The following is a 22,028-nucleotide window of genomic DNA, read 5'->3' on the forward strand; positions in this document are numbered from 1 at the left end:
GTGGATTCAACCGGTCGATGCAATACAACTAAATTCTGTGTAAGCAGAAGGAGTGTTGCAGATGAAGCAGAGACCTCGGATCTATTACACCGAAAGCCAGAAAAAACTGATGTGGGATCACTGGCAGAAAGGCGACTGTTGGCACCGATGCCGAATTGACCCAGTTGCCGAGATGTCACTGACCCAGTCTGTTCCCCTCGAACCATTGCCTATGCGGGATTTGTTCAGATTTAGAGGTGGGTCAGTCTTGCTTCAGCTCGTGAGCCAACGCGGCGCCGGCGTCGACAGTGTGATGCCTTACTGCTTCAAACAAATGTCGTGGCGGCTGGGAAGATCGATGGTTTTAGGATGGTTGCTCCAGTAGTGCCTGGAGACATTCTCAAGCTCTCAGCTCAAGTCGTTCGATCACTCATCCATGCAAGAAACCATGAACGAGGGTGGGTTGTGTTTAAAGTCGACGTCACTTCGACGGGGGGGAAACCGTCCTTGTTTATGAGATGACGGTATTGATACTGCGCAGGGGCGGTCAGGATGGGTCTTCACCTGGAGCCGTTGGCCAGCGTTAAGGCTCCTGTACCCCTCTTATGGCCAGAAGCGCACGGATCGTAGCGCCAGCTAGGCGTTACTCAAGAGACCCAGGAGATGCTTGATCTCTGCGCCGAGAAGAACAACCGCCTCTCTCGAATGAGATACAAGGAGGCCCTCGAAGGGCCCTTTTGTACTCAAACCAAAATTACTTGGTCAGCCAAGACTCGACGGTCGCGGAGCCGTGCTCTGCTTTTCATTACTTCCGCATTTGTATTGCCAATTTATTTCTCAAGACCGTGAGGAAACGATTGGGTCGATTGCTGCCCGATACACAGGAGTTGATGATCGTCCGCCCAATACATTTTACGGCAAGAAACTACCTCTATTGCCGAGTCAACATACAAATGCAGTTTAGTGAGATTTGAACCAGCTGGGGTACAGCACAGGAAAATGCTCCTTTAGCCAATCCACAAATGCATCCACATGAGGTGCAAGATGCGTTCTGCTTGGGTACAGCACGGAAACCAGTCGAGGCTTTGGACGAAATGCCCTGAGCACTTCAACCAGTTCTCCGCTTGCGAGGAAAGTCTCAACGGTAATTCCCGGCGCTTGAACAATGCCGAAACCTGCAACACCGCATTGAACGTAGGCATTCGACTCATTCACAGTTATACCACCATGAGGCGTATGTGGACGATCTTCACCGTCTACCGAAAAATGCCAAGGCAGCGGTCTGTTATTCTGACCAGAAAGGAAGCTGACACATCGGTGGCTTGATAGATCGTTTAGGGTTCTGAGTGGCCCGCAAGCTTGGAGATAACCTGGAGACGCACAGGTCACCATGGTGGCGGTACCAATTTCTCTAGCTACCATGCTTGAGTCCGGGAGGTCACCGATTCGCAATGCACAGTCGATGCCCTCGGCTACGAGATCTACCGCACGGTCGGTCACGCCCAGCGAAAGCTCGATTTCGGGAAATGCCTCCGTAAATTTTCTCAGGTTTTCCATGAAGCTGTGCTGGGAAAATGCAGTCGGGATGTCAATGCGAAGCCGTCCCCGCAACGTCGATCCACTACGGTCGAACATGGAAGTAGCTTCTGCGATTGTTGCCAAAATCTCTTTGACACGCTCATAAAACCGCTCGCCCTCAGCAGTCAGTTTCACTTTACGGGTAGTGCGTTGGAACAGGCGGACACCCAACGAAGCTTCCAGATCCTGAATGGTGCGTGTGACGTACGGGCGTCCTGCCAGCATTGCCTCCGCGACTTTGGTGAAGCTTCCCAACTCAGCCAGCTTGGCGAATACCTGCATCGACTGTAGAAGCTCCATAAGTCTCTTTCTCGGGAAACATGATAACTGGATGATTGTTGCTGATCAGGATAACAATCCTGTTGGTTTCTGCACATTTATCTAGTGCCGCGAAATCTCAACAATGTCCTCAGCGTAAGGGAGGAGCTTTCCTCCCCTGCACATTCAAAACTGCTGGAGACTGAAAATGAAAGCGTGGCTTCTGAAAGATTTCGGATTGGACAATCTTGTGCAGGGGGAAGCTGAGACACCCGTGCCCAAAGCTGGAGAACTGCTGGTAAAAGTGGGGGCTGTATCGCTCAACTTCCGAGATAAGGCTATCGTTGACGGCATCTACGAGCCTCATATGGTGCCCAAGCCGCTAATCCCTGTAAGCGACGCGGCAGGTACTGTCGTAGCAGTGGGTGATGGCGTCAGTCGCTTCGCTATCGGAGATCGAGTTAACTCACACCTTTACTCACGGTGGTTGGATGGCATGCCAGGGCCAGATGAGCCCAACTACTGCTTCGGCTCGCCATTGCCGGGTGGTCTGGCGGAGTACATGATTATCCATGAAGACAGCGCGGTACGTGCTCCCGACAACATGTCAGATGAGGAAGCTGCGACCCTTCCAATTGCTGCTCTGACGGCATGGTTTGCGCTCGTTGATTTCGGCCAGATCGAGGCAGGCCAAACCGTTTTGGTTCAGGGCTCAGGGGGTGTTTCTGTTTTCGCAGCACAAATTGCAACGGCACTTGGCGCCAAAGTTATCGTCACTTCCAGTCGAGATGACAATCTGCAAGCAGTGAAAAAACTGGGTGCTGTTGCGGGTGTAAATTATCGCACTAGCCCTGAGTGGGCAGAGGAAGTACTAAAGCTCACTGACGGCAAGGGGGTCGATCTCCTGCTGGATGTGGCAGGCGGGGATGGCATCAATCAATCGGTTGCAGCGACAAAGGCAGGAGGACGTATCGCACAGATAGGCTTCCTGACCGGCCAAACCTCTGCACTGAACCTGATGCCTTTGATCTTCCGGCAAACAACGATTCGTGGCATCGCCGTTGCTCCCCGCTCCTCATTCGATCGCATGAACGAATTCTTGAATGAGCACAAGATTCGCCCGGTAATCGACCACGTGTATCCATTTGATCAAGCACGCCAAGCGTACGAGCACTTGGCCAGAGGCGCCTTTGGTAAAGTAGTAATCAAAATTTCGTAAGATCAAGAAAGGACTGGGTCATCCGGCGGTTGAATACCGACTCCACTAACTAAAGTCGATGGCTGTGATCGAAGGTTCCAGCGCAGAAGCCCTAGATAGTCGAGCACAAAGCCGCCGGACGGCTCAAGTAATTAAGGCGCTACATGCGTTTGGAAAATCTTGCTAACCACAGTCCACTTACCTTCGACTTTCAGCAGATGGAAGAAGTCAGTGAAAGAGATGCCTGACATGTCGTTAGCGTCGATGCGAGCGCTAGCCGCGGTACCGACGATCTCGATGCGGACTATAGCGGCCTGTGCGTCAGGAGATGGACGGAAACCCTTGTCGATCCCATCGAACAGGATTGGAATCGCGCCGCCTGCCAGCTTGCCATCGGCGCCGACGCTGTACATCGTCGCATGTTCGTTGAAAGCGGGCTTCATGATACTGCTCTTGGCCTGCTTGCAACCCTCAATATACTTGTTAAGCACCTCAGTGATAGCTTGGTATTCTTCTACGTACGTAGGTTTGCTCACTGTTTTACTACTGACTTGTTGGTCACTCGGTAGGTTATCTGCTTGAGCAATCGCGCCCAAGCTCGAAATTAGGGCCACAAAAAACAAACTCTTGATAGAGGTAATTTTCATTTATTCACTCTTAATTTAATAAGGATTGCGATTATTGATTTATGCTCAATTGCAAAAAGCACAGCAGGTGTTCCGAAAAACTTTGGTGCTACTGTAGCTTCGCAATGAAATTAACGATGTGTTTTCAATAAAGAATTCCGCAGTTTCACCGTGACCTGCGGACTCTTTGTTTTTGAAACTACTTGCTCAGGCTGGTCTTGAGTTCTTGAGATGCCTGTTCGATCGCGGTGCGGGGCGCCGGCAGATGGCTGAATGCGTTCGACAGCCCAAAATCGTGAATCATGCCGTTGTAGCGTACCGACTTCACAGGTACACCCGCAGCGTCGAGCTTGCGGCCGTAAGCTTCAGCTTCATCGCGCAGGACATCGAATTCGGCAGTTTGGATTAGCGTCGGCGGCAAGCCCTTCAACTGCTCGGTTGTCGCCTGCAGTGGCGAAGCGTAAATCTGCTTGCGTGCTTCGGCATCGAGTGTGTAATTGTCCCAGAACCACACCATCAAATCCTTCGTCAGGAAGTAGCCGTTGGCAAACTCCTTGTAGGACGGCGTGTCAAAGTTTGCATCCGTCACCGGACACAGCAACACTTGCGAACGCAGTGCTGGTGCGCCCCTCTCGTTCGCCATCAAGGCAACCACAGCTGCAATGTTCCCGCCTGCGCTGTTGCCAGCTACGGCGAGGCGTTTGCCGTCTACGTTGATCTCCTTGCCATGTTCGGCCACCCATTTTGTCGCAGCATAGGCTTGCTCGATGGCGACGCCGTATCCCGCCTCAGGCGAGAGGGTGTAGTTGACGAAGACCGCCACCGCACCCGAGCCTACCACCAGGTCACGCACCAGCCGTTCGTGGGTCGGGAAGTCGCCCAACACCCAGCCGCCACCGTGGAAGTACATAAACGCGGGTAGGGTTTTCTGTTTGCTGCCGACAGGGCGCACGATGGTCAGCTTCAGGTCGCTACCGTTGACGCGGATCGTCATCTCGCTGACATCAGCCGCCGGCAAGGCCACTTGGGGGGCAGCCTGGGCAGCCAACAGAGCGGCGCGGGCATCGGCCGGCGTCATGGAGTCGAGCGTCTTGCCGCCTTCAAGGGATTGCAAGAATTTTGCGGTGTTGTGTTCAACGCCGGGCTGGCTGGCTGCAAAAGCACTACCAAGGGACAGGGTCGCAGCGGTAAGGGCCAGAGCGGAGGTGAGGGTTTTCATGATCTTTCCTCTGTATAACCTGAGTGTGTGCATCGTTTTAAATAGCGAGCTACTTCATATTTTTGTTGCGTCTTCACTCAGGCAGTGGAAGACAACGACTTCCAGTCGTGTGCCGGACGCACAGCTCCAGCGCCACTCGTCTGCAAACAAAAACACAGCAGGCACGCTGGGAAGCCTCATCCCCCGCGTACCCAAGGAGGACAGAGGTTCAAGGCGCGACGTGGGTATGGAAGATCTTGCTGACCACCTTCCACTTGCCATCGACTTTCAACAGATGGAAAAAGTCGGTGAAGGAGATGCCTGACATGTCGTTGGCGTCGATGCGAGCGCTAGCCGCCGTACCGACGACCTCGATGCGGACTATAGCTGCCGGTGCGTCAGGAGATGGGCGGAAACCCTTGTCGATCCCATCGAACAGGATTGGTATCGCGCCGCCGGCCAGCTTACCGTCGCCATCGACGCTAAACATCGTTGCTTGCTCACTGAAAGCTGGCTTCATGATGCTGCTTTTGGCCTGCTTGCAGCCGTCAATGTACTTGTTCAGCACCTCGGTGATGGCTTGGTATTCTTGTACGTAAGTCGGCTTGCTCATGTGTTTACCCCTGCTTCATTGGATTGCTATTGATCACTGATTTAATTGATGCAGAAAAGCTTCAGGCTTTGGTATCAAGCCAGACAGATCCATAACGTGTGTAGGCCTCAGGAGTCTCTATGACTTCCCTCAGATCATCTGCTGCGGTGCGCACCCAGAATGGATCGCGAAGCATTTGTCGCCCTATAAACACCAGATCAGCTCGGCCGTTTTGCAAAATTTCTTCGGCCTGGCGCCCACTCTGGATCACACCCACAGCCCCCGTGGCAATGTGCAGCTCCTTACGCAGCAATTCAGCCGCAGGTACTTGGTAACCTGGATAGGTCTGCACCTTTACCATCTTGATTCCACCGGAACTGCAGTCGATCAGGTCGACACCCTGCTCTTTCATCCAGCGCCCATATTCAAGGAACGATTCAGGCGTGTTTCCACCTTCGGCGTAATCAGAGCTAGATATCCGAACGAACAGAGGACGATCTCCCCAATGCTTTTTGACTTCCTCCAAGACTTCGCGCAGGAAGCGATAGCGACGTTTGGCATCACCCCCATACTCGTCGTCGCGCGCATTGGCCAGTGGCGAAAGAAACTCACTCAGCAAGTAACCGTGCGCGGCATGGATCTCAAGCACATCGAATCCAGCGTCGCTCGCGCGCCGTGCGGCATCCCCATATAGCTTCACCAAACCCGGAATTTCATTAGCCGCGAGTTCGCGGGGGACAGGACTGGAATCCGTGAAAGGGATCGCCGAGGGCGCGATGTGAATCAGATTGGGCAGATCCGCGTTGCGCCCCGCGTGGCCGATCTGAGCGCCCGCTTTTGTACCAAAGCTGTGGAGCAGTTCGGTGAAAGCCTTCAGGCCGCGAACGTGTTCATCACTCCAGATGCCGAGGTCACCGGGCCCGATGCGACCATCAGCGTGGACAGCCATCGTTTCGGGAAAAATCAGCCCTGCCTGACCTAAAGCGCGAGCACCATAATGAACTCGGTGCCAATCAGTAATAAAGCCGTCATCGGCAGCCATGTGCATACACATGGGCGACATGACAACCCGGTTTTTCAGTTTGAGGCCTTTAATTTCGTAGGGGGATAGCAGCAAGCTCATCTGGAACATTCCATAGTGATCGATATGGAATCATGCTAACGTACACAGCACATATTCGTAAGTACGCACAATTTTGTGCTGTAGGCACACTTTTTATACCGCGGAGATAACAGTGAAAAAATGTATTCCTCAGGGTGAAATTGAGGCGTTCGCTTGTCCCGTCGCGTTCACCGTCGATGTCATCGGTGGAAAATGGAAATCGCTTATATTGTTCCACCTGATGTCCGGTACGAAGCGCTTCAACGAGCTGCGACGCCTAATACCAGATATCACTCAGAGGATGCTGACACTCCAGCTGAGAGAGCTGGAGACTGATGGGGTTATTCATCGCGAAATCTATCGCGAGGTGCCGCCCAAGGTGGAGTATTCGCTCACAGAATTAGGTAACTCTCTCGCGCCTTTGGTGAGTGCCATGCGAGAGTGGGGAGCTGTGCATGAGCACACGATCTTGGAACTCAGGCGCTCTGCGGTCGATGACGATCAGTTTGAATCTCTGGCTTGATTCTGTGTCGCAGTGCGACGCTGGCAATCGAAGCGCCGAGCTGGGCACACTCTTGAACGACCTGGGCCGTGAAGAATTTGGAGCAGAAACGGCGTTATGGCTGCATGAAACACCCGCTTAAAAGGCTAGAACGGGTGCCCACTTAAATTTATGTGCCCACCATGTCTTGACTTTGCAGAGCTGGGTAGATGACTAGGCCGGACGAATATGCCTCTCCAAGAGTTTGACAAACTTCAGAAGTAAAGCCGGACGAAGCCTTCGACCGGCACCCGCTTGCTTGCGAGCGTGTTCTCCACCTTGGTGTTATCTGCATATCCCAAGCTCATGACGCACACCATCTTTTGATCGCTCGGCAAATTCATATGCTCGACGATCAGTCGATGGTATTTGTTGAATGCGGCTTGCGGGCAAGTATCTAGATCGAACGTTCGGGCCATCAACATCACATTTTGTAGAAACATGCCGAAGTCGAGCCAACAGCCCTGCTCCATGGATCGATCGGTGGTAAATACAATGCCCACCGGCGCGTCAAAAAACTTAAAGTTATCGTCATGTTCTTCTCCTCGCACACGCAGTGCACGGTCCAGCCGCCCGGAGCCTGATGGCGTCCGACGATTTTTTCTGCACGGTAAATCGCCTACAGCCTACACCTAAACAAAGACCGCACATGGGCTCAACCGCCGGGATCAATGTGCTTTTCGTAAACAACGCCCTACTCCGCCTCGGCGTACTGCCAATCAACCTAAGCGCGTTAAAAAATGCCTTGAGATTTGAGAGTCTTACTTTTTCACACTTGATAACGTCATTCGCCACAGGCGGTTGCTGCTAATGCTTGGTAGGCTCACCATGCTTGTTTGCCTTTAAACCCAATATTGCGATTCAACAATCTATATCGACGATCCCTCGCTCACCATCCTGGCAATGCTCGAATCGAACACTCAGCTCCTGACTGCCAACTAGGAGTACCAAATTGCTTAACCGTCCCGACAAAGATGCGCTACGTGCGATGCTGGAATCGCAAGTCGAAGAGAAACTGCAGCACGACCTAGACGTAGTGACCACCTATGCCACCAAACCTGTACCTGAACGAATGCCATACATCAGCAAACCCACGATTCAGGACAAAGCATTTCTCAGAGAACTCGAGCAAATGCGTGCAGATGCAGAAACGAGGGATTTAATTTATTCATGAAGTCAAAATCTGTAACCGGGCTTTGGTGAGGTTTATCAGGTCCGAAAACGTCGCACCAAGCTGTCCAACTCACTGGACAGTCCGGCCAAGCCCTCAGAGTTAAGTCGTGCAGATTCCGCCAGTTCGGCCACCCGCTGTGCATCCCCATGAATCTGACTGATATGTAGGTTGATGCCTTCGACAACCTGATGCTGCTCTTCGGCAGCCGTGGCGATTTGAGTGTTCATGTCTCGAATCACGTCCACAGAATCCCGGATCTGTCCGAAACTGGTCCGCGCCACGCCGATACGGCTGACTGACTGCTGCGAAACCTCCAGACTGGCGCGCATTTGGTGGGTGACAGCACCGGTGCGTTTGGCCAAGTTACCTAGCAGACCGTCGATCTCTGCAGTAGAGTCGGCGGTGCGCTTGGCCAGCGCACGGACTTCATCAGCGACCACGGCAAACCCACGCCCCTGCTCGCCAGCACGGGCCGCCTCGATGGCGGCGTTGAGCGCCAGCAGGTTGGTCTGCTCGGCGATCGAACGAATCGTCCCGAGGATCGACTGGATGTCATTGCTGTCAAGCTCCAGTTGCTGCATCGACTGAGCGGACTTTCCGATTTCCTGGCTCAGTTGATCGACGCTGCTGACCGCTGCATCAATCTGTTGCTGCCCCTCGCGGGCCTTTAGCCAACCGCTGTCGGCTGAGTCGGCGGCTTGGCTACAGGAACGCGCAATTTCATTCGCGGTGGCGACCATTTCATGGAACGCAGTCGAGACCATGTCCACTGCCTCGCGTTGACGCCCGGCGGCTTCAGCCATGTCGCTGGAGACCTGGGTCGAACTACGTGAAGTAGCGAGGATATTTTTCGCAGCCTGGCCGATGCTGTGGATCAGGCCGCGGATGGCGGCCAGGAACTGGTTAAACCAGCTAGCCAACTGCGCGGTTTCGTCGTTCCCGCGCACTTGCAGGTTCTGCGTTAGATCCCCCTCACCTTGGGCGATGCCCTGCAGACCGCTGGCGACGCTGCGAATCGGTCGCACAATCAAGCCAGCAAAGCTGGCCCCGACTAGGGCAAACACGAGCGCCAGCACCCCAGCAATCAGAGCGATCAACCAGGCAAGTTGGGTCGCGGAACTCATGACCTCCTCGTGCTTGATCAGGCCGACGAAGCTCCAGCCCAATCGCTCGGAAGGCCAAACATTGGCCATGTAATGCTCGCCATTCAGTTCGACTTCAACCACGCCTTTGCCGGCCTTAGCCAACTGTTCGTACCCCTCGCCGATTTCCGCTAGGTTCTTGAAGTTGTTCCCTGGCTGTTGGGGGTCGACCAATACCTTGCCATCGCGCTCGACGAGCATCAGATAGCCGCTTTCACCGAGTTTGATTTGTTTGATTATTTCAGTGAGCTGCTGGAGCGACACGTCGATACTGATCACGCCGCTGTTGCTACCCAGTTGGGTATCAATACTGCGAACGACACTGACATAGACGGCATCTTTAGGGGCGAAGTAGTACGCGTCGGTGCGCACGGTCTTGCCAGGATTACTCTGGGCGGACTTGTACCAAGGGCGCTCACGAGGATCGTAACTGGCACGTTTCGGATTGTCCGGCCAGGAAACGAAGCCTCCGGCACTGTTGCCGAAAATAATATTGGAGTACGCCGGATGGCTACTGGCCAAGTGCGCATAGAACGCAAAGACTTGCTTATCCAGCGCGCCTTGCGGGATATCAGCGGCGTTCGCGCCGGTATAGTTTTTAAGGCTGCCGTCAGTGTCTTTCAGTAGCGGTTGGGAGGCGAGATACTCGACGTTCTGGCCGATACCTTCAAAGTACAACTGCATGGCATTGTCGACCTGACGGATTTCACGGTTACTGCCGTCTATAAAACTGTCGATTGCTTCAGTGCGCAGATTCATGACAACGAGCGTCGCGACCACGCAGATGGGAAGGCAGGCGATGACAACAAACGCCCAGGTCAATTTCTGTTTGACGTTCATCTACACTCCAGAATTTTGTTGAGTCTTTTTTGTAAGAGCATTGCGTAGATGGATGCGGTGCTGGCAGTGGTAGCAGCTTATTTACGCGAGGGTGGAACCTTACCGAGCACTAATCAATAAAAAAAACAATAATAATTTATGATTTACACAAATATAAGTTATCAATAATTGCCTGCTGAAATTGCTCATTGGCGACTATGAACCTTCGTCAGGCAACCCGATATCTGTCACGCTCCATTTTTTCTATTTACGGCTTGATCCAGGATGGCTGCCATTTCATCAGAAGTTAGTGGGGCAGCATTAGCACACAGACTATTGAGCACCATCTTGGCTACACCGATAGATAGAAGTGCGTTGTCCGAGACAATCTGCCCCATCCGTTGCGCCAGGCTTAACCCGTCCCCATACACTTCATCCACAAATCCAATCTTTTGCGCCTCATCAGCGCTCAGCCTTTGTCCTGTGGACAGGATTTTTTGCCTTGAGCCAAGGGATCGTAGCGCCACGTAAGCTAACACTCACTATCTCTTGAGTGGTCTCGACGCAATCAGAATTTTCGACACCATGTGTAGTGATCGCTATATAATCTTGGCGTTATAGGTATTTATCGCTTCACATATGGTTCGGCCTTGAGCATCCGCTTCACGGTTGGTAGACCCGCCCCCTTAGTTAGTAGTCGTCAGAAAAGCTGTAAAGCTCCGGAGATCACCACGCTTTCACAGGCGCCTGCCCATCACCAGGCGCCAAACGTGATTCATAACTCGTTAACTACAGGGAGAGTCCTACCATGCCCCTTTCATCCATCACAGCGCGCCTGGACGATGTGAAGGTTATGACACGCAACCCATCAGGATGGGGCGTTATGAGAAACGTATTTACTCCAGGTTGCGCAGAATCGACCTCCGCATGAATCCACCCTGCTCCGGTCTAGCGATGGAATCGGGGCATTGATTTAGGAATTGAAATGGACGAACACATTGCCGCCGTGCCTCTGGAAAAGGCATACAGGCTCATCAATCACGGCCCGACCGTACTGGTGTCCGCTCAAAATGAGGGTGTGAAGAACGTCATGGCCGCCGCGTGGGCCTGCGCACTCGACTTTTCACCGCCAAAAGTGACCGTGGTTTTGGACAAGATGACCAAAACCCGTGAGCTGGTAGAGCGCAGTGGCGTATTCGTTGTTCAGGTCCCGACCGTGGCACAGCTCAAACTGACAAGCGACGTCGGCAGCTCAAGCCTGTTCAATGACCCCGACAAGCTTGCTCATTGCGGTGCAGAGCTGTTCGACATCAATGGTTTTGACGTGCCATTCGTTGCAGACTGCTCCGCTTGGCTTGCATGCAAGCTGTTACCCGAGCCACACAACCAGACGACTTATGATTTGTTTATCGGCGAGGTCGTTGGCGCTTGGGCAGACACACGTGTCTTCAAGGACGGGCACTGGCACTATGAAACCGCCAGTCCGGATTTTCGTAGCCTGCACTACATTGCAGGAGGGCACTTTTACGCAATCGGTGAAGCGGTGAATATCGACGCGAAGTAAATTCCCGAGCAAGCGCCCGCCCCTATCGGATCACGGCACTAATAGGGTGAATGAGCGCAATGCCCGAATGGCGCTGCGCTTAAACATCGTTACAGCCTAGTGCAGCTTCAACCGCGGCTCAGTCCCTCGACCAATCCGATTGCCCAACATCAGCAACAGGGTCAGGAACAGGCCATACAGAGCGACCTGGTGCATGCGGTACAACGACGCATAAAACACCCGCGCCAACCATCCTTCGAGCATTACGCTGCCGGTCAAATTACCCATCAGGTTACCAACCGCCGAGAAGCGAGATAGCGAAACCAGTGAGCCGTAGTCCTTGTACTCGTAGGTCGGCATTGGCTTGCCTTGTAGCCGAGCTTTCAGACTCTTGGTGAGCATCGACGCCTGTTGATGAGCGGCTTGAGCCCGGGGTGGTACGTTTTGCTCGCTGCCAGGCTGCGGGCACGCAGCACAGTCACCGAAAGCGAAGATATTGTCGTCCAGCGTGGTCTGTAATGTCGGGCGTACGAGCAGTTGGTTGATGCGATTGGTTTCCAGGCCGTCGATATTCTTGAGGAAGGACGGCGCACGAATGCCGGCAGCCCAGACCTTCAGGCTGGCCTCGATCAGATCGCCGTTACGGGTCTTAAGATGGTCGGCGGTGACTTCACTGACGGAGGCGTTGGTCATTACCTTCACGCCGAGTTTTTCAAGGGTTTGATGCACCGGCGTACTGATGCGGTTCGGCAGCGCCGGTAGCACTCGCGGTCCGGCCTCGATCAGGGTGATGTGCATGTCCTGCGGCTGGATGCGATCCAAACCATAAGCGGCCAGCTCGTGAGCAGCGTTGCGCAGTTGCCCAGGGTCTTGCCCAGGCGCGTCGCAAGCTCCAGACCGCCACCGCCACCGCCAACAATCAAAATACGGTGCGTCATTGAAAGGTCTCATTGTTTTTACGGGGGATACAGGAAAGATCCTGTAGCGCCCGGGCACCGTGCATCGCGACAGTGTCCGGGCTTGATAGGTGCTGCTGGGTTCTGTTTACCAATCCTGGCGGGTAGGCGAAATGATCACCTCGTTGACGGTGACGTTTGCAGGCTGATCCAGGGCATAAACCACCGCTTTACCAATATCGTCAGGTGCGATGGCAATCTTGTTCAGCTCTTGGGCAGCCTTGCGCCCTGCTGGATCGGTAACTTTGTCTGCCCAACCGGTATTGGTCACACCCGGGCTAACAGTGTTAACCCGAATTCCGTGGTGGACACCCAGTTCCTTGCGCATCGACTCAGTCATTGCCTGAACGAAGAATTTGGTCGCGCTGTATACACCAGCCGAAGGTCCCACTTGGTGGCCCGCTACGGAATCCATGTTCAGGATCTGACCAGACTTCTGATTCAGCATGAACGGCAGCACAGCCGCGACGCCATTGAGGTAGCCCTTGATGTTCACGTTGATCATCTTTTCCCAATCATCGACGGCCAGGTCCACCCAAGTGGAAAACAGCATCAGGCCAGCATTGTTGATCAGGATATCTACCGAACCGAAGGAGTCTTGAGCGAACTGAGCCAACGCCTTCATATCTTCCAGATTGGTGACGTCGCTGACACGACCCACCGCCTCACCACCGTTCGCTTTCAGCTCGCTCACAATGGCATCCAGACCTTCTTGATCCAACGCAGCAGCGACAACTCGAACGCCTTTCGCGGACAGGGCGCGAGCCGATGCAGCACCCAGACCTGAAGATGCGCCAGTGATAATCGCTGTCTTGTTTTGCAAATAGTTCATGGGAGTTCCTCTCGATAGTGACTGCCCGCACGTATCGGGCAGTGGGTTGGGGTATCGCGGGTTTTGGTTATTAATCAGTAGTTGCCGACAGGCCAGTCGGTGTAGCCCTTGGCTCCACCGCCGTAGAACGACTCACGCGGTGCAATGGTGAGCTCGGCGCCACGACGCAGACGTTCGACCAGGTCAGGGTTGGAAATGAACAGACGGCCGAAGGCAACCGCGTCGATCGTGCCCTGCGCTCGACGCTCGATAGCCATTTCCAGGTCGTAGTTGTTGTTGCCAATGAATGGACCCGCGAACTGTGCGCTAAGAGCGTCCATATCCACGCCCGCCGGCACCTCACGCGAAGTCGCGGTAGCACCCTCGACGAAGTGCAGATAAGCGAGATCGAATTTGTTCAATTGCTGAATGAGGTAGCCGTACATCGCCATCACGTTGCTGTCTGGCGGCGTGTTGCCGGCATCGGGCGTGACGGGCGACAAGCGAATGCCTACGCGTTCATTGCCCCAGATTTTGACGATCTCTTCGGTCACTTCCAGGGTGAGGCGCGCGCGGTTCTCAATCGACCCGCCATATTGATCGGTGCGGTTATTAGTCGAATCGCGCAGGAATTGATCCAGCAAATAACTGTTGGCCGAGTGAACTTCTACGCCATCAAAACCAGCGCGTTTGGCATTTTCGGCAGCACGCTTGTACTGCTCGATGATTCCTGGGATTTCATCGGTTTCGAGAGCCCGAGGCATCGACACAGGAACAAAACCATTCACGGTATAGGTATCGCCTTCGGCCTTGATGGCGGAGGGAGCGACCGGCGCGGCGCCATCTGGCTGCAACTCCACGCTGGAAAACCGGCCCACATGCCAAAGCTGGCTGACAATCTTGCCGCCAGCGGCGTGCACTGCGTCGGTCACTTTTTTCCAACCAGCAACCTGTTCATCGCTCCAGATACCTGGTGTCGCAGCGTACCCGCGTCCCTGAGCGGAAATATTGGTTGCTTCAGCCACGATCAAGCCTGCACTGGCCCGCTGGGCGTAGTACTCGGCGTGCAATTCATTAGGAATACCATCTTCTGCATAGCGGCTGCGAGTGACGGGCGCCATTACGATGCGGTTGGCAAGTTCCATCGCCCCCAGGGTGACGGGAGTGAACAAATCTGTACGGTTACTGTTATCTGTCATGGTGAACCTTAAATAAATAGACCAGTCGTCTATAAAAATGATAAATAAAATGACTACAACAAGAGTCGCTTTGCCATCGTCAGAGAGTCTTCAAAAGCACTGCTGCGCCTGCCAATCTTCATCATCAAAGAGGCACCGAGCCAAATCTGATAGAGCGACTGCGCAAGCGTCGAGTTAGGAATGGCGGATGTGATCGAGCCATCAGCATGACCCTGCTCGATGCAGCGCTCCAGCCGCACATGGACCGCTTGTGTCCCTTTGTCGAGCACCAGGCGCATACCTTCGGAAAGGTCACACACCTCTGCGCCCAATTTGACCACCAGGCATTTGTCAGTCGGTAAATCTGAACATTGGGTTTTCGCCCAGTAATGGAAATAACCAAGCAGACGATCAGCTGCCGGGGTAGTGCCGGCCAACAGCGAATCGACTATGGCGAGGTAGTCGGAAAAATACTGTTCAAGCATCGCTTGGCCGAATTCATCCTTGGATTTGAAGTAGTGGTAGAACGAACCTTTCGGCACTTGTGCTGTAGCCACCACTTCTGCAAGGCCGACACCGGTATAGCCTTTATGGGTCATCAACGTCCTGGCTATATCCAGGATATGTTGGCGGGTTTCGGAATGACGTTTTTTCATAATGTCGCCACTCTAATTACAAACAGACCAGTCGTCTAGTAATTTTTTCAGCGACCGCATCCACACCCTTCCAACGGAGCCCATTTGACGGGAAGCCTTAGATTGCGTGAACTGATATGCAAAAAACTCCTGCATTTTTTGCATTACATAAATGTTAATTCAACAAATTATCTCTATTCCTGCACCTGTTAGCCTTGATTACACGCTCCACCCTGTTATCAAGGACTTACATGAAAACATTTCTAAGCATCGGTACTGGCCCAGGTATCGGATTTGCGACAGCCGAACGTTTCGCCCGTGAAGGCTATCGCGTGGTGCTCAGTGCTCGAAATATGGATAAGACGCTCGCACTCGCCGAACGCTTGATATCCCAGGGCTATGAGGCCCACACCCGCCAAGTTGACGCTGGCAATGCACAGGATGTAATGGCGCTGGTGACCCAGGTCGAATCGCAATTTGGCGCATTGGATGTGATGCACTACAACGCCGCGATAATTCGGCAGGCAACTGTCGCTGAACAACCGGTCGACACCTTCAACAGCGATCTGGCTGTGAACATTGGTGGAGCACTAGTAGCTACTCAGACTGCCCTGCGCTCGATGTACAGTCGCAATGCCGGGACCCTGCTGCTGACCGGTGGTTTTTTCGGGGTCACTCCAAATCCTGACTTTCTTTCTCTGAGCCTGGGTAAAGCCTGCATCCGATCGCTGGCGCTCGGCCTGTTTGAACCGGCGAAAACCCAAGGCGTCCATGTGGCAACCGTGACTGTCGCCGCATTCGTCAAACCGGAGTCCGAGGAAGCTCTTGGCGTCGCCGAAGCATTCTGGACATTGCACAGCCAGCCAAAAGAAAATTGGACCGCGGAAGTCACCTGCTCTCGCTGATTGCCCCCAAGGATGGCGTACCAACGCATCCCATGAATTCACGTTCGGTGCCGCCCAACGCGGCGGCGCCCCGTTTTTGACGCATCAGGAATTTGCTATGCAATACAAAGCTTATGCAGCGCAATCGTCAACTACGCCCTTGGCCCCGACCAACATCCCTCGACGCCAAACGGGCGAAAGGGATGTGGTAATCAAGATCCTCTACTGCGGCGTTTGCCATTCCGATCTGCACACCGCGCGCGGTGAGTGGCCTGGGATGCGCTACCCGCTAGTCCCGGGACACGAGATCATCGGTCGAGTGTCTGCCATCGGCGCTTCAGTCTCGAACCACCAAGTGGGAGACATCGTCGGCGTCGGATGCATGGTGGGCAGTTGCCGCCATTGCCAATCTTGCGACGACGGCCTGGAGCAGTATTGCGAAGGTCCCCATGGTTGGCAGCAGACATACAACGGCTGGCTCGACGGCAGTGGCGAAAATACTTACGGCGGTTACGCCAATGGCATCACCGTTGACGAACACTTCGTGCTGAAGATTACGCACCCTGAATCGAACTTGGCGGCGGTAGCGCCACTTCTTTGCGCAGGCATCACAACCTGGTCTCCACTTCGCCACTGGAAGGCGGGGCCCGGAAAGAAAATCGGCATCGTCGGTATCGGTGGTCTCGGCCACATGGGCATAAAACTGGCTCATGCGATGGGCGCCCATGTCGTAGCGTTTACAACCTCCCTCTCCAAAATCCAGGACGCGCGCGACCTTGGCGCCGATGAGGTCGTTGTCTCACGCAATCCTGAAGAAATGGCAGCCCATACCAAAAGCTTCGACTTCATCCTAAACACCGTCGCCGCACCTCACGATCTCGACGCATTCATGAGTCTGCTCAAACGCGACGCAACCATGACCATGGTCGGGGTGCCCGACAACCCTCACCCATCACCTGGTGTAGCCAATCTGATTTTCCAGCGCCGTCAGCTTGCCGGGTCGCTGATTGGGGGCATTCCTGAAACTCAGGAAATGCTCGATTTCTGCGCAGAGCACGGCATCACTTCACATGTCGAAATGATCGAAATGAAGGACATCGAATTGGCGTTCCAGCGCATGCAAAAGAGCGATGTGAAGTACCGCTTTGTCATCGACATGGCAACCATTTGATTCGCCCGGGGCGGATCGGAATCCCTTGATCCGATGCAAACCGCCCCGGGACAGCCAGGACTCACGCCATGTACAAAGGAATCAGGATGGTCGACAAAGTCTCCAGCGAGACAGCAACCTCTTCGTTCAACGCCGGATATCTCTCACGATTCAACCTCAATTGTCTGGTGATATTTGCCACTCTTTACCGAGAAAAAAGCGTTACCCGAACGTCGGAGCTTTTGAACATAGGGCAACCCGCTGTCAGCAACAGCCTGTCCAAGCTAAGGCTGGCGTTTCAAGATCAACTGTTCCATCGAAAAGAGGGTGCAATGGCCCCCACTCAGGTCGCCGATAATATGGCGAAGCTTCTGATACCGCTTTTGAGCGGTATTCAGTGCGTGCTGGAACAACATGCGGATAACGATCGGGGGCGTGAGCCTGCTGTGATGAAACGGTGTGATTAAAAGCGTGCTGCCAAAGCTGAGCCCGAGGCGGTCACAAGCCCCAATACGCAGTCCACTTCGATCAGGCAAACCCTCGCCGGGAACGCTTGCTCGTTCAGCTTCTCCATCACCATTGCAATGAACGCTGATACCGCCAGCGGCAAATGTTGCCGAGTGGGGTAAATCACATGCAAGCCGTCACCCATGACGTGGTAATTCGGTAGCACAGAGTGATGAAACCAATCGACTGCCTGCTATGAAGGGGCTAGCAAGACCCGTATCCATGCCTTTTGTGTATCATTCGATTTTACAGACCATAACTGAGCAGTTTCTTCAGCTGATTGGCCCTGCATCATCGAGGCAACGCACGAATGATCGACCCCATACCCACGCTGGCCGTGCGCCCTAAAAAAGGACGTCCACGCGCCTTTGATCGCGAGCAAGCCCTGTTTAATGCGCTCGAAGTGTTCTGGAAACGCGGATACGAACCGGCCTCCGTGGCGGAATTATGCACGGCCATGGGCATCAACCCGCCAAGCCTGTATGCCGCGTTTGGCAATAAATCAAAGCTCTTCCTAGAAGCGGTCAATTATTACGAAGCCAGATTCTGGGATGCTACCTGGGAACGCATGGATAGCGAGCCAGACCTGTACCGTGCCATCACCGATTTTTTCCATTCTGCTGCTGCGATCGTCACGGAGCCCGAGGCACCATGCGGCTGTATGGTCGTATTGGCAGGTGTCAATGTGTCAGAGAGCGCTCAAGAAATCACCAACGCCCTCAAGGCACTTCGCCAGGAAGGTCGGGATTATCTGCAGCAGCGCCTCGACCGCGCCGTGGAAGATGGGCAACTGGCGGCTGATGTTGACACCCTCATCCTTGCCGCCGCGTTGAATACACTGTTGGAAGGCATGTCGTTGCAGGCGCACGATGGACTTTCACGGCAAACCCTAGAAGGTATCGCGGCAACGGCCGTCGGCATGCTGCCATTACCTGCAAATCGCTAACCCAAGGAATACTCGTAGCGCTTGCTCCTTCGACAGCGGCAACCTCTCGGCCTCAGCGCACGCCTCGGTATCATCCGGAAAGCGGATCAGACGAGCTGGTCACAAGCCTGGCGTATCCGCGAACAAGCGTGTTCAAGCACTGCTGTGGAAGTAGCAAAGGAAATTCGGAAGTACCCCTCCAAACCAAATGCACTACCCGGCACGACCGCCACCCTGGCCGCCTCCAGCAAATAGCGACTGACCTCAACATCATTAGTGAGCTCGACACCCGCAGGCGTCTTGCGCCCGATAAGGCCGGCACAAGAAGGAAACAGATAGAACGCCCCCTCGGGACGGCGACACATCAAGCCGGGAGTATCGTTGAAAGCATCCAGGCATAGATCTCTGCGCTGACGGAACACTTCGTTGCGTTCGGCCAGGAAGTCAATCGGGCCATCCAGAGCGGCAACCGCGGCGGCTTGGGATATCGCGCAAGGATTGCTGGTGGTTTGGGATTGGATAGTTGCCATGGCCGCTATCAGATCCTTTGGCCCGCCGGCGTAACCGATGCGCCAGCCGGTCATCGAGTAGGCTTTGGACACCCCATTTACTGTCAGAACACGATCGCGTAACGCCGGCACCTGCGAAGCCATGGTGGAAAACACCCAGCCGTCGTAACTGAGGTGCTCATACATGTCATCCGTCAGCACATAGACCTGCGGATGGCCGAGAAGCACGGCGCCCAATTCCTTCAGTTCAGTCGCGCTGTAGCCGGCCCCGGTTGGATTGCTCGGGGAGTTCAGGATCACCCACTTGGTTCGCGCAGTAATGGCCTTCCGGAGCTGAGCTGCCGTGATTTTGAAATGTTGATCCGCCGGGCAACTCACCTCCACTGGGGTCCCCCCCGCCAAGCGGACCATGTCCGGGTATGACACCCAATAAGGTGCGGGAATGATGACCTCATCTCCCGGATTGAGAGTGGCCAGCAAAGCGTTGATCAGGACTTGCTTGCCACCGGTTCCTACGCTGATTTCACTGGTTTCATAGGTAACGCCATTTTCGCGTTGAAACTTTCGCACGATCGCAGCCTTGAGCTCGGGGGTGCCATCGACATCGGTGTAACGGGTTTGTCCTGCATCAATCGCAGCCTTTGCCGCTGCATTGATGTGATCGGGTGTCGGAAAGTCGGGCTCTCCGGCCGACAGACTAATCACATCAACACCTCGGCGGCGCAATTCAGCCGCCTGACGTGTGATCGCCAGCGTTGGCGATGGTTTGACCGCGTGCAGCAGATGTCCCAGCAATTGCATGAAGCCACCCTTCAGTTGTTGTTGATTGCTGAAGGGATCCTAACGGACTTAAAACAGCAATAAAAACAATATATTTCTGTGTGATACATCATATTTATTTGCTTATTGCCCTCTGCGTACTGCCCCTCTCCCCCGTCCATCCAGGCGTTTTGTCAAAGAACAAAGCAGCGAAGCGATCAAACGCCTTGACACCATCTGTAGTGCTCACTATAGAATGCAATCTAATATATAGCGCTCGCTACAAATAGTTTTTTGATCAACGCCGTTCGGATGCGGTAGGAGCACCCAATGCTGCAATGTGCCATGTCATTCACCGTAGACCGATGGGTGTGCGCGGAGTCGATGGTGTGATCGAAGTGATCATGCAGTCAGCCACCCAATGGGTTGAGGCTTTGCGCTCGATGGGCGGAACAGGCAGCGCCCTGTATGCGCTGGTCTTCCTGCTGGCAACAATGGCCTTCGTGCCCGCCTCGCTCCTTACGGCTATTGCCGGTTTTTTATACGGGCCGGTAGGGGGAACTCTGCTTGTGTCGCCTGTCGGTATGGCGTCGGCAACGATCGCATTCGTCATGGGGCGCACTTTTTTGCGCCCATTTGTACTGAGACGACTGGCAACTCGCCCTCGGCGAGCCGCGATTGACAGAGCGCTCGCCCGAGATGGCTTTCGAATTGTCTTGCTTCTGCGTCTGGCTTCCATCGTGCCCTTCGCCCCTCTGAGTTACGCCCTCGGCGCAAGCCGTATCAGTGCTCGGGACTTTCTACTGGCGTCCTGGCTCGGGCTGCTGCCAGGCACTTTTTTGTACGTTTATCTGGGGTCACTGGTTTCCAGTGTCAGTGAAATCCTCAGTGGCGAAGCCACTGCCGGCAATGCAACCCGCGTGCTGACTGGCATGGGTTTGGCGGCAGCAGTGCTGGCATTGCTGAGCATTGCTCATTGCGCACGCAAGGCCGCCAACCAATCCATCGAGAAAGAGTTGAAGCATGAATGAACGGTTGAAACCGCCTCCCTCAATTCAGGTTTCGGCGTGGATCGAGCCTTGTCATTCCCCCCTTAAATCAGGAGAAACACCATGACCAAGCCTACTTATGTGCAGGAATACACCGCCATCGTTGAGGTACTGAACCAGTACAACGAAGGTGGTAAACAGGCCAAAAGCAGCATCATGAAACCGGCCTTTAGCGAGCAGGCGACCATCTTTGGAGTCGATGCCGATAACAAATTGGCGGGCGGCCCCATCCAGGGTTTGTTCGACATCATCGACAGCGCGTTTCGTCCGTCGCCTGAAGCCCAGGGCGTGATTGTCAATATCGATATCGTCGGCACCGCCGCCAGTGCTCGCATCGACACCAACGATATCTCCGGCTTCTGCTTCACCGATTTTTTCAACCTGCTGAAAGTTGAAGGCAAGTGGACCGTGGTGAGCAAGATCTACCACACCCACGTTGCCCCTTAACCCTGAGCGCAAGCCAACCGGGTGCCGTGGGCGCCCAGTCCAAAAAGGATATTGACGATGAGCAAGAACATCAAAGCGGTACCTACCCAGGAATACAACGCCGTTATCGCCGTCGCCCAGCAGTATGCCGACAGCCTCAAAGTAGGCAATGCAGACGGTTTGGCTGAAGCCTTTCACAAGGATGCGGTCATGTACGGTTTCACTAACGGCAAGCTTTTGGGCGGCTCGATCACCAACCTGTTCGACTTCGTCCGTAGCAACGGCAAGGCACCGGACATCACCACTCGCCTCGACGTCCCGGCCATCACGCCTACGACTGCGGTGGTGCGTGTGGACATGGAAAATGATGCCATCGGCGCCGACTACAACGACTACCTGACGCTGATCAAAATCGACGGTAGCTGGAAGGTCATCGCCAAGGTTTACCACCAGTTCGAAGACTGATCAGTCTGTATTGGCCCGCCGCAG

The 22,028-nt window shown here is 54.2% G+C and carries 23 protein-coding genes and 3 pseudogenes; 11 read left to right on the forward strand and 15 right to left on the reverse strand.

The genetic code is table 11. The features are described from left to right. Nucleotides 1-939 precede the first annotated feature (939 nt). Nucleotides 940-1,839, reverse strand: coding sequence for a LysR substrate-binding domain-containing protein (locus ACN1C3_RS13900; RefSeq protein WP_419116391.1), 900 nt, complete (start codon nucleotides 1,837-1,839; stop codon nucleotides 940-942). Nucleotides 1,840-2,023: 184 nt separating this feature from the next. Here ACN1C3_RS13900 and ACN1C3_RS13905 point away from each other — a divergent pair, with 184 nt between their 5' ends. Further along, nucleotides 2,024-3,034 (forward strand): zinc-dependent alcohol dehydrogenase family protein, encoded by a 1,011-nt coding sequence (locus ACN1C3_RS13905; protein WP_419116392.1) that lies wholly within the window; start codon nucleotides 2,024-2,026, stop codon nucleotides 3,032-3,034. A gap of 131 nt (nucleotides 3,035-3,165) precedes the next feature. Here ACN1C3_RS13905 and ACN1C3_RS13910 read toward each other — a convergent pair whose 3' ends face one another. From ACN1C3_RS13910 to namA, 4 genes are all read right to left on the reverse strand, one after another. Continuing rightward, complete coding sequence (locus ACN1C3_RS13910) at nucleotides 3,166-3,549, reverse strand: nuclear transport factor 2 family protein (RefSeq protein ID WP_140678742.1); 384 nt, start codon at nucleotides 3,547-3,549, stop codon at nucleotides 3,166-3,168. Between the two features lie 289 nt (nucleotides 3,550-3,838). Beyond that, on the reverse strand, nucleotides 3,839-4,858 hold the full coding sequence (locus ACN1C3_RS13915; protein WP_419116393.1) for an alpha/beta hydrolase: 1,020 nt from the start codon (nucleotides 4,856-4,858) through the stop codon (nucleotides 3,839-3,841). Nucleotides 4,859-5,066: 208 nt separating this feature from the next. Then, nucleotides 5,067-5,450, reverse strand: coding sequence for a nuclear transport factor 2 family protein (locus tag ACN1C3_RS13920; RefSeq protein ID WP_419116394.1), 384 nt, complete (start codon nucleotides 5,448-5,450; stop codon nucleotides 5,067-5,069). A gap of 61 nt (nucleotides 5,451-5,511) precedes the next feature. Beyond that, nucleotides 5,512-6,552, reverse strand: coding sequence for an NADPH dehydrogenase NamA (namA, locus tag ACN1C3_RS13925; RefSeq protein WP_419116395.1), 1,041 nt, complete (start codon nucleotides 6,550-6,552; stop codon nucleotides 5,512-5,514). Between the two features lie 112 nt (nucleotides 6,553-6,664). Between namA and ACN1C3_RS13930 the strand changes: the two genes are divergently transcribed. After that, on the forward strand, nucleotides 6,665-7,054 hold the full coding sequence (locus ACN1C3_RS13930) for a winged helix-turn-helix transcriptional regulator (RefSeq protein ID WP_419116396.1): 390 nt from the start codon (nucleotides 6,665-6,667) through the stop codon (nucleotides 7,052-7,054). Nucleotides 7,055-7,287: 233 nt separating this feature from the next. Here the strand turns inward: ACN1C3_RS13930 and ACN1C3_RS13935 are convergent, their stop codons facing one another. Continuing rightward, a complete protein-coding gene (locus tag ACN1C3_RS13935) occupies nucleotides 7,288-7,623 on the reverse strand; it encodes a nitroreductase (RefSeq protein WP_419116397.1) in 336 nt (111 codons plus the stop codon). A gap of 401 nt (nucleotides 7,624-8,024) precedes the next feature. On the opposite strand from ACN1C3_RS13935, the gene ACN1C3_RS13940 reads away from it, so the two are divergent. Beyond that, on the forward strand, nucleotides 8,025-8,246 hold the full coding sequence (locus ACN1C3_RS13940; RefSeq protein WP_419116398.1) for a hypothetical protein: 222 nt from the start codon (nucleotides 8,025-8,027) through the stop codon (nucleotides 8,244-8,246). 35 nt (nucleotides 8,247-8,281) lie between these two features. Here ACN1C3_RS13940 and ACN1C3_RS13945 read toward each other — a convergent pair whose 3' ends face one another. The 3 genes and pseudogenes from ACN1C3_RS13945 to ACN1C3_RS13955 all read right to left on the reverse strand — a co-directional run bounded on the left by ACN1C3_RS13945 (nucleotide 8,282) and on the right by ACN1C3_RS13955 (nucleotide 10,746). After that, nucleotides 8,282-9,049 carry a methyl-accepting chemotaxis protein gene (locus ACN1C3_RS13945; protein WP_419116556.1) on the reverse strand — a complete coding sequence of 256 codons (768 nt, stop codon included), beginning with the start codon at nucleotides 9,047-9,049 and terminating at the stop codon, nucleotides 8,282-8,284. A 90-nt stretch (nucleotides 9,050-9,139) separates the two neighbouring features. Beyond that, a pseudogene (locus ACN1C3_RS13950) lies at nucleotides 9,140-10,228 on the reverse strand (cache domain-containing protein); the annotation flags it as partial. A 227-nt stretch (nucleotides 10,229-10,455) separates the two neighbouring features. Next, nucleotides 10,456-10,746, reverse strand: a complete 291-nt coding sequence (locus tag ACN1C3_RS13955; protein ID WP_419116399.1) for a hypothetical protein — start codon at nucleotides 10,744-10,746, stop codon at nucleotides 10,456-10,458. 446 nt (nucleotides 10,747-11,192) lie between these two features. Between ACN1C3_RS13955 and ACN1C3_RS13960 the strand changes: the two genes are divergently transcribed. After that, nucleotides 11,193-11,771, forward strand: coding sequence for a flavin reductase family protein (locus ACN1C3_RS13960; protein WP_419116400.1), 579 nt, complete (start codon nucleotides 11,193-11,195; stop codon nucleotides 11,769-11,771). Between the two features lie 96 nt (nucleotides 11,772-11,867). Here the strand turns inward: ACN1C3_RS13960 and ACN1C3_RS13965 are convergent. From ACN1C3_RS13965 to ACN1C3_RS13980, 4 genes and pseudogenes are all read right to left on the reverse strand, one after another. Next, nucleotides 11,868-12,676, reverse strand: a pseudogene (locus ACN1C3_RS13965) (NAD(P)/FAD-dependent oxidoreductase); the annotation flags it as partial. Between the two features lie 118 nt (nucleotides 12,677-12,794). Next, nucleotides 12,795-13,538 (reverse strand): SDR family oxidoreductase, encoded by a 744-nt coding sequence (locus ACN1C3_RS13970; protein ID WP_419116401.1) that lies wholly within the window; start codon nucleotides 13,536-13,538, stop codon nucleotides 12,795-12,797. A gap of 74 nt (nucleotides 13,539-13,612) precedes the next feature. Further along, nucleotides 13,613-14,716 (reverse strand): alkene reductase, encoded by a 1,104-nt coding sequence (locus tag ACN1C3_RS13975; RefSeq protein WP_419116402.1) that lies wholly within the window; start codon nucleotides 14,714-14,716, stop codon nucleotides 13,613-13,615. A 53-nt stretch (nucleotides 14,717-14,769) separates the two neighbouring features. Further along, complete coding sequence (locus ACN1C3_RS13980; protein WP_419116403.1) at nucleotides 14,770-15,351, reverse strand: TetR/AcrR family transcriptional regulator; 582 nt, start codon at nucleotides 15,349-15,351, stop codon at nucleotides 14,770-14,772. A 194-nt stretch (nucleotides 15,352-15,545) separates the two neighbouring features. On the opposite strand from ACN1C3_RS13980, the gene ACN1C3_RS13985 reads away from it, so the two are divergent. From ACN1C3_RS13985 to ACN1C3_RS13995, 3 genes are all read left to right on the forward strand, one after another. Then, nucleotides 15,546-16,235 carry an SDR family NAD(P)-dependent oxidoreductase gene (locus ACN1C3_RS13985; protein ID WP_419116404.1) on the forward strand — a complete coding sequence of 230 codons (690 nt, stop codon included), beginning with the start codon at nucleotides 15,546-15,548 and terminating at the stop codon, nucleotides 16,233-16,235. Between the two features lie 97 nt (nucleotides 16,236-16,332). Beyond that, entirely contained in the window at nucleotides 16,333-17,385 is a 1,053-nt protein-coding gene (locus ACN1C3_RS13990) for an NAD(P)-dependent alcohol dehydrogenase (RefSeq protein ID WP_419116405.1), read from the forward strand. A gap of 68 nt (nucleotides 17,386-17,453) precedes the next feature. Beyond that, nucleotides 17,454-17,831: a helix-turn-helix domain-containing protein gene (locus tag ACN1C3_RS13995; RefSeq protein ID WP_419116406.1), complete on the forward strand. Its 378-nt coding sequence runs from the start codon at nucleotides 17,454-17,456 to the stop codon at nucleotides 17,829-17,831. A gap of 71 nt (nucleotides 17,832-17,902) precedes the next feature. Here the strand turns inward: ACN1C3_RS13995 and ACN1C3_RS14000 are convergent. Next, nucleotides 17,903-18,013, reverse strand: a pseudogene (locus ACN1C3_RS14000) (LysR family transcriptional regulator); the annotation flags it as partial. Nucleotides 18,014-18,181: 168 nt separating this feature from the next. Between ACN1C3_RS14000 and ACN1C3_RS14005 the strand changes: the two are divergent. Beyond that, a complete protein-coding gene (locus tag ACN1C3_RS14005) occupies nucleotides 18,182-18,817 on the forward strand; it encodes a TetR/AcrR family transcriptional regulator (RefSeq protein ID WP_419116407.1) in 636 nt (211 codons plus the stop codon). An 86-nt stretch (nucleotides 18,818-18,903) separates the two neighbouring features. On the opposite strand, the gene ACN1C3_RS14010 is transcribed toward ACN1C3_RS14005, so the two are convergent. Continuing rightward, nucleotides 18,904-20,106, reverse strand: coding sequence for a pyridoxal phosphate-dependent aminotransferase (locus ACN1C3_RS14010; RefSeq protein WP_419116408.1), 1,203 nt, complete (start codon nucleotides 20,104-20,106; stop codon nucleotides 18,904-18,906). Nucleotides 20,107-20,402: 296 nt separating this feature from the next. Between ACN1C3_RS14010 and ACN1C3_RS14015 the strand changes: the two genes are divergently transcribed. The 3 genes from ACN1C3_RS14015 to ACN1C3_RS14025 all read left to right on the forward strand — a co-directional run bounded on the left by ACN1C3_RS14015 (nucleotide 20,403) and on the right by ACN1C3_RS14025 (nucleotide 22,004). Beyond that, the gene (locus ACN1C3_RS14015; protein ID WP_419116409.1) at nucleotides 20,403-21,095 is read left to right on the forward strand and encodes a TVP38/TMEM64 family protein; all 693 of its coding nucleotides are present in this window, start codon (nucleotides 20,403-20,405) and stop codon (nucleotides 21,093-21,095) included. A gap of 81 nt (nucleotides 21,096-21,176) precedes the next feature. Next, a complete protein-coding gene (locus ACN1C3_RS14020) occupies nucleotides 21,177-21,560 on the forward strand; it encodes a nuclear transport factor 2 family protein (RefSeq protein WP_419116410.1) in 384 nt (127 codons plus the stop codon). Nucleotides 21,561-21,617: 57 nt separating this feature from the next. Beyond that, nucleotides 21,618-22,004, forward strand: coding sequence for a nuclear transport factor 2 family protein (locus tag ACN1C3_RS14025; protein WP_419116411.1), 387 nt, complete (start codon nucleotides 21,618-21,620; stop codon nucleotides 22,002-22,004). Nucleotides 22,005-22,028 lie beyond the last annotated feature (24 nt).

Source organism: Pseudomonas sp. H11T01 (genome assembly GCF_048515765.1).
Lineage (GTDB): Bacteria > Pseudomonadota > Gammaproteobacteria > Pseudomonadales > Pseudomonadaceae > Aquipseudomonas.

Coding starts and splice junctions, on each gene's coding strand:
- namA (WP_419116395.1), bottom strand. CDS start 6,552: ATGAGCTTGCTGCTATCCCCCTACGAAATTAAAGGCCTCAAACTGAAA.
- ACN1C3_RS14020 (WP_419116410.1), top strand. CDS start 21,177: ATGACCAAGCCTACTTATGTGCAGGAATACACCGCCATCGTTGAGGTA.
- ACN1C3_RS13905 (WP_419116392.1), top strand. CDS start 2,024: ATGAAAGCGTGGCTTCTGAAAGATTTCGGATTGGACAATCTTGTGCAG.
- ACN1C3_RS13990 (WP_419116405.1), top strand. CDS start 16,333: ATGCAATACAAAGCTTATGCAGCGCAATCGTCAACTACGCCCTTGGCC.
- ACN1C3_RS13960 (WP_419116400.1), top strand. CDS start 11,193: ATGGACGAACACATTGCCGCCGTGCCTCTGGAAAAGGCATACAGGCTC.
- ACN1C3_RS13995 (WP_419116406.1), top strand. CDS start 17,454: ATGTACAAAGGAATCAGGATGGTCGACAAAGTCTCCAGCGAGACAGCA.
- ACN1C3_RS13900 (WP_419116391.1), bottom strand. CDS start 1,839: ATGCAGGTATTCGCCAAGCTGGCTGAGTTGGGAAGCTTCACCAAAGTC.
- ACN1C3_RS13980 (WP_419116403.1), bottom strand. CDS start 15,351: ATGAAAAAACGTCATTCCGAAACCCGCCAACATATCCTGGATATAGCC.
- ACN1C3_RS13945 (WP_419116556.1), bottom strand. CDS start 9,049: ATGGCTGAAGCCGCCGGGCGTCAACGCGAGGCAGTGGACATGGTCTCG.
- ACN1C3_RS13920 (WP_419116394.1), bottom strand. CDS start 5,450: ATGAGCAAGCCGACTTACGTACAAGAATACCAAGCCATCACCGAGGTG.
- ACN1C3_RS13915 (WP_419116393.1), bottom strand. CDS start 4,858: ATGAAAACCCTCACCTCCGCTCTGGCCCTTACCGCTGCGACCCTGTCC.
- ACN1C3_RS14025 (WP_419116411.1), top strand. CDS start 21,618: ATGAGCAAGAACATCAAAGCGGTACCTACCCAGGAATACAACGCCGTT.
- ACN1C3_RS13970 (WP_419116401.1), bottom strand. CDS start 13,538: ATGAACTATTTGCAAAACAAGACAGCGATTATCACTGGCGCATCTTCA.
- ACN1C3_RS14005 (WP_419116407.1), top strand. CDS start 18,182: ATGATCGACCCCATACCCACGCTGGCCGTGCGCCCTAAAAAAGGACGT.
- ACN1C3_RS14015 (WP_419116409.1), top strand. CDS start 20,403: ATGTGCCATGTCATTCACCGTAGACCGATGGGTGTGCGCGGAGTCGAT.
- ACN1C3_RS14010 (WP_419116408.1), bottom strand. CDS start 20,106: ATGCAATTGCTGGGACATCTGCTGCACGCGGTCAAACCATCGCCAACG.
- ACN1C3_RS13975 (WP_419116402.1), bottom strand. CDS start 14,716: ATGACAGATAACAGTAACCGTACAGATTTGTTCACTCCCGTCACCCTG.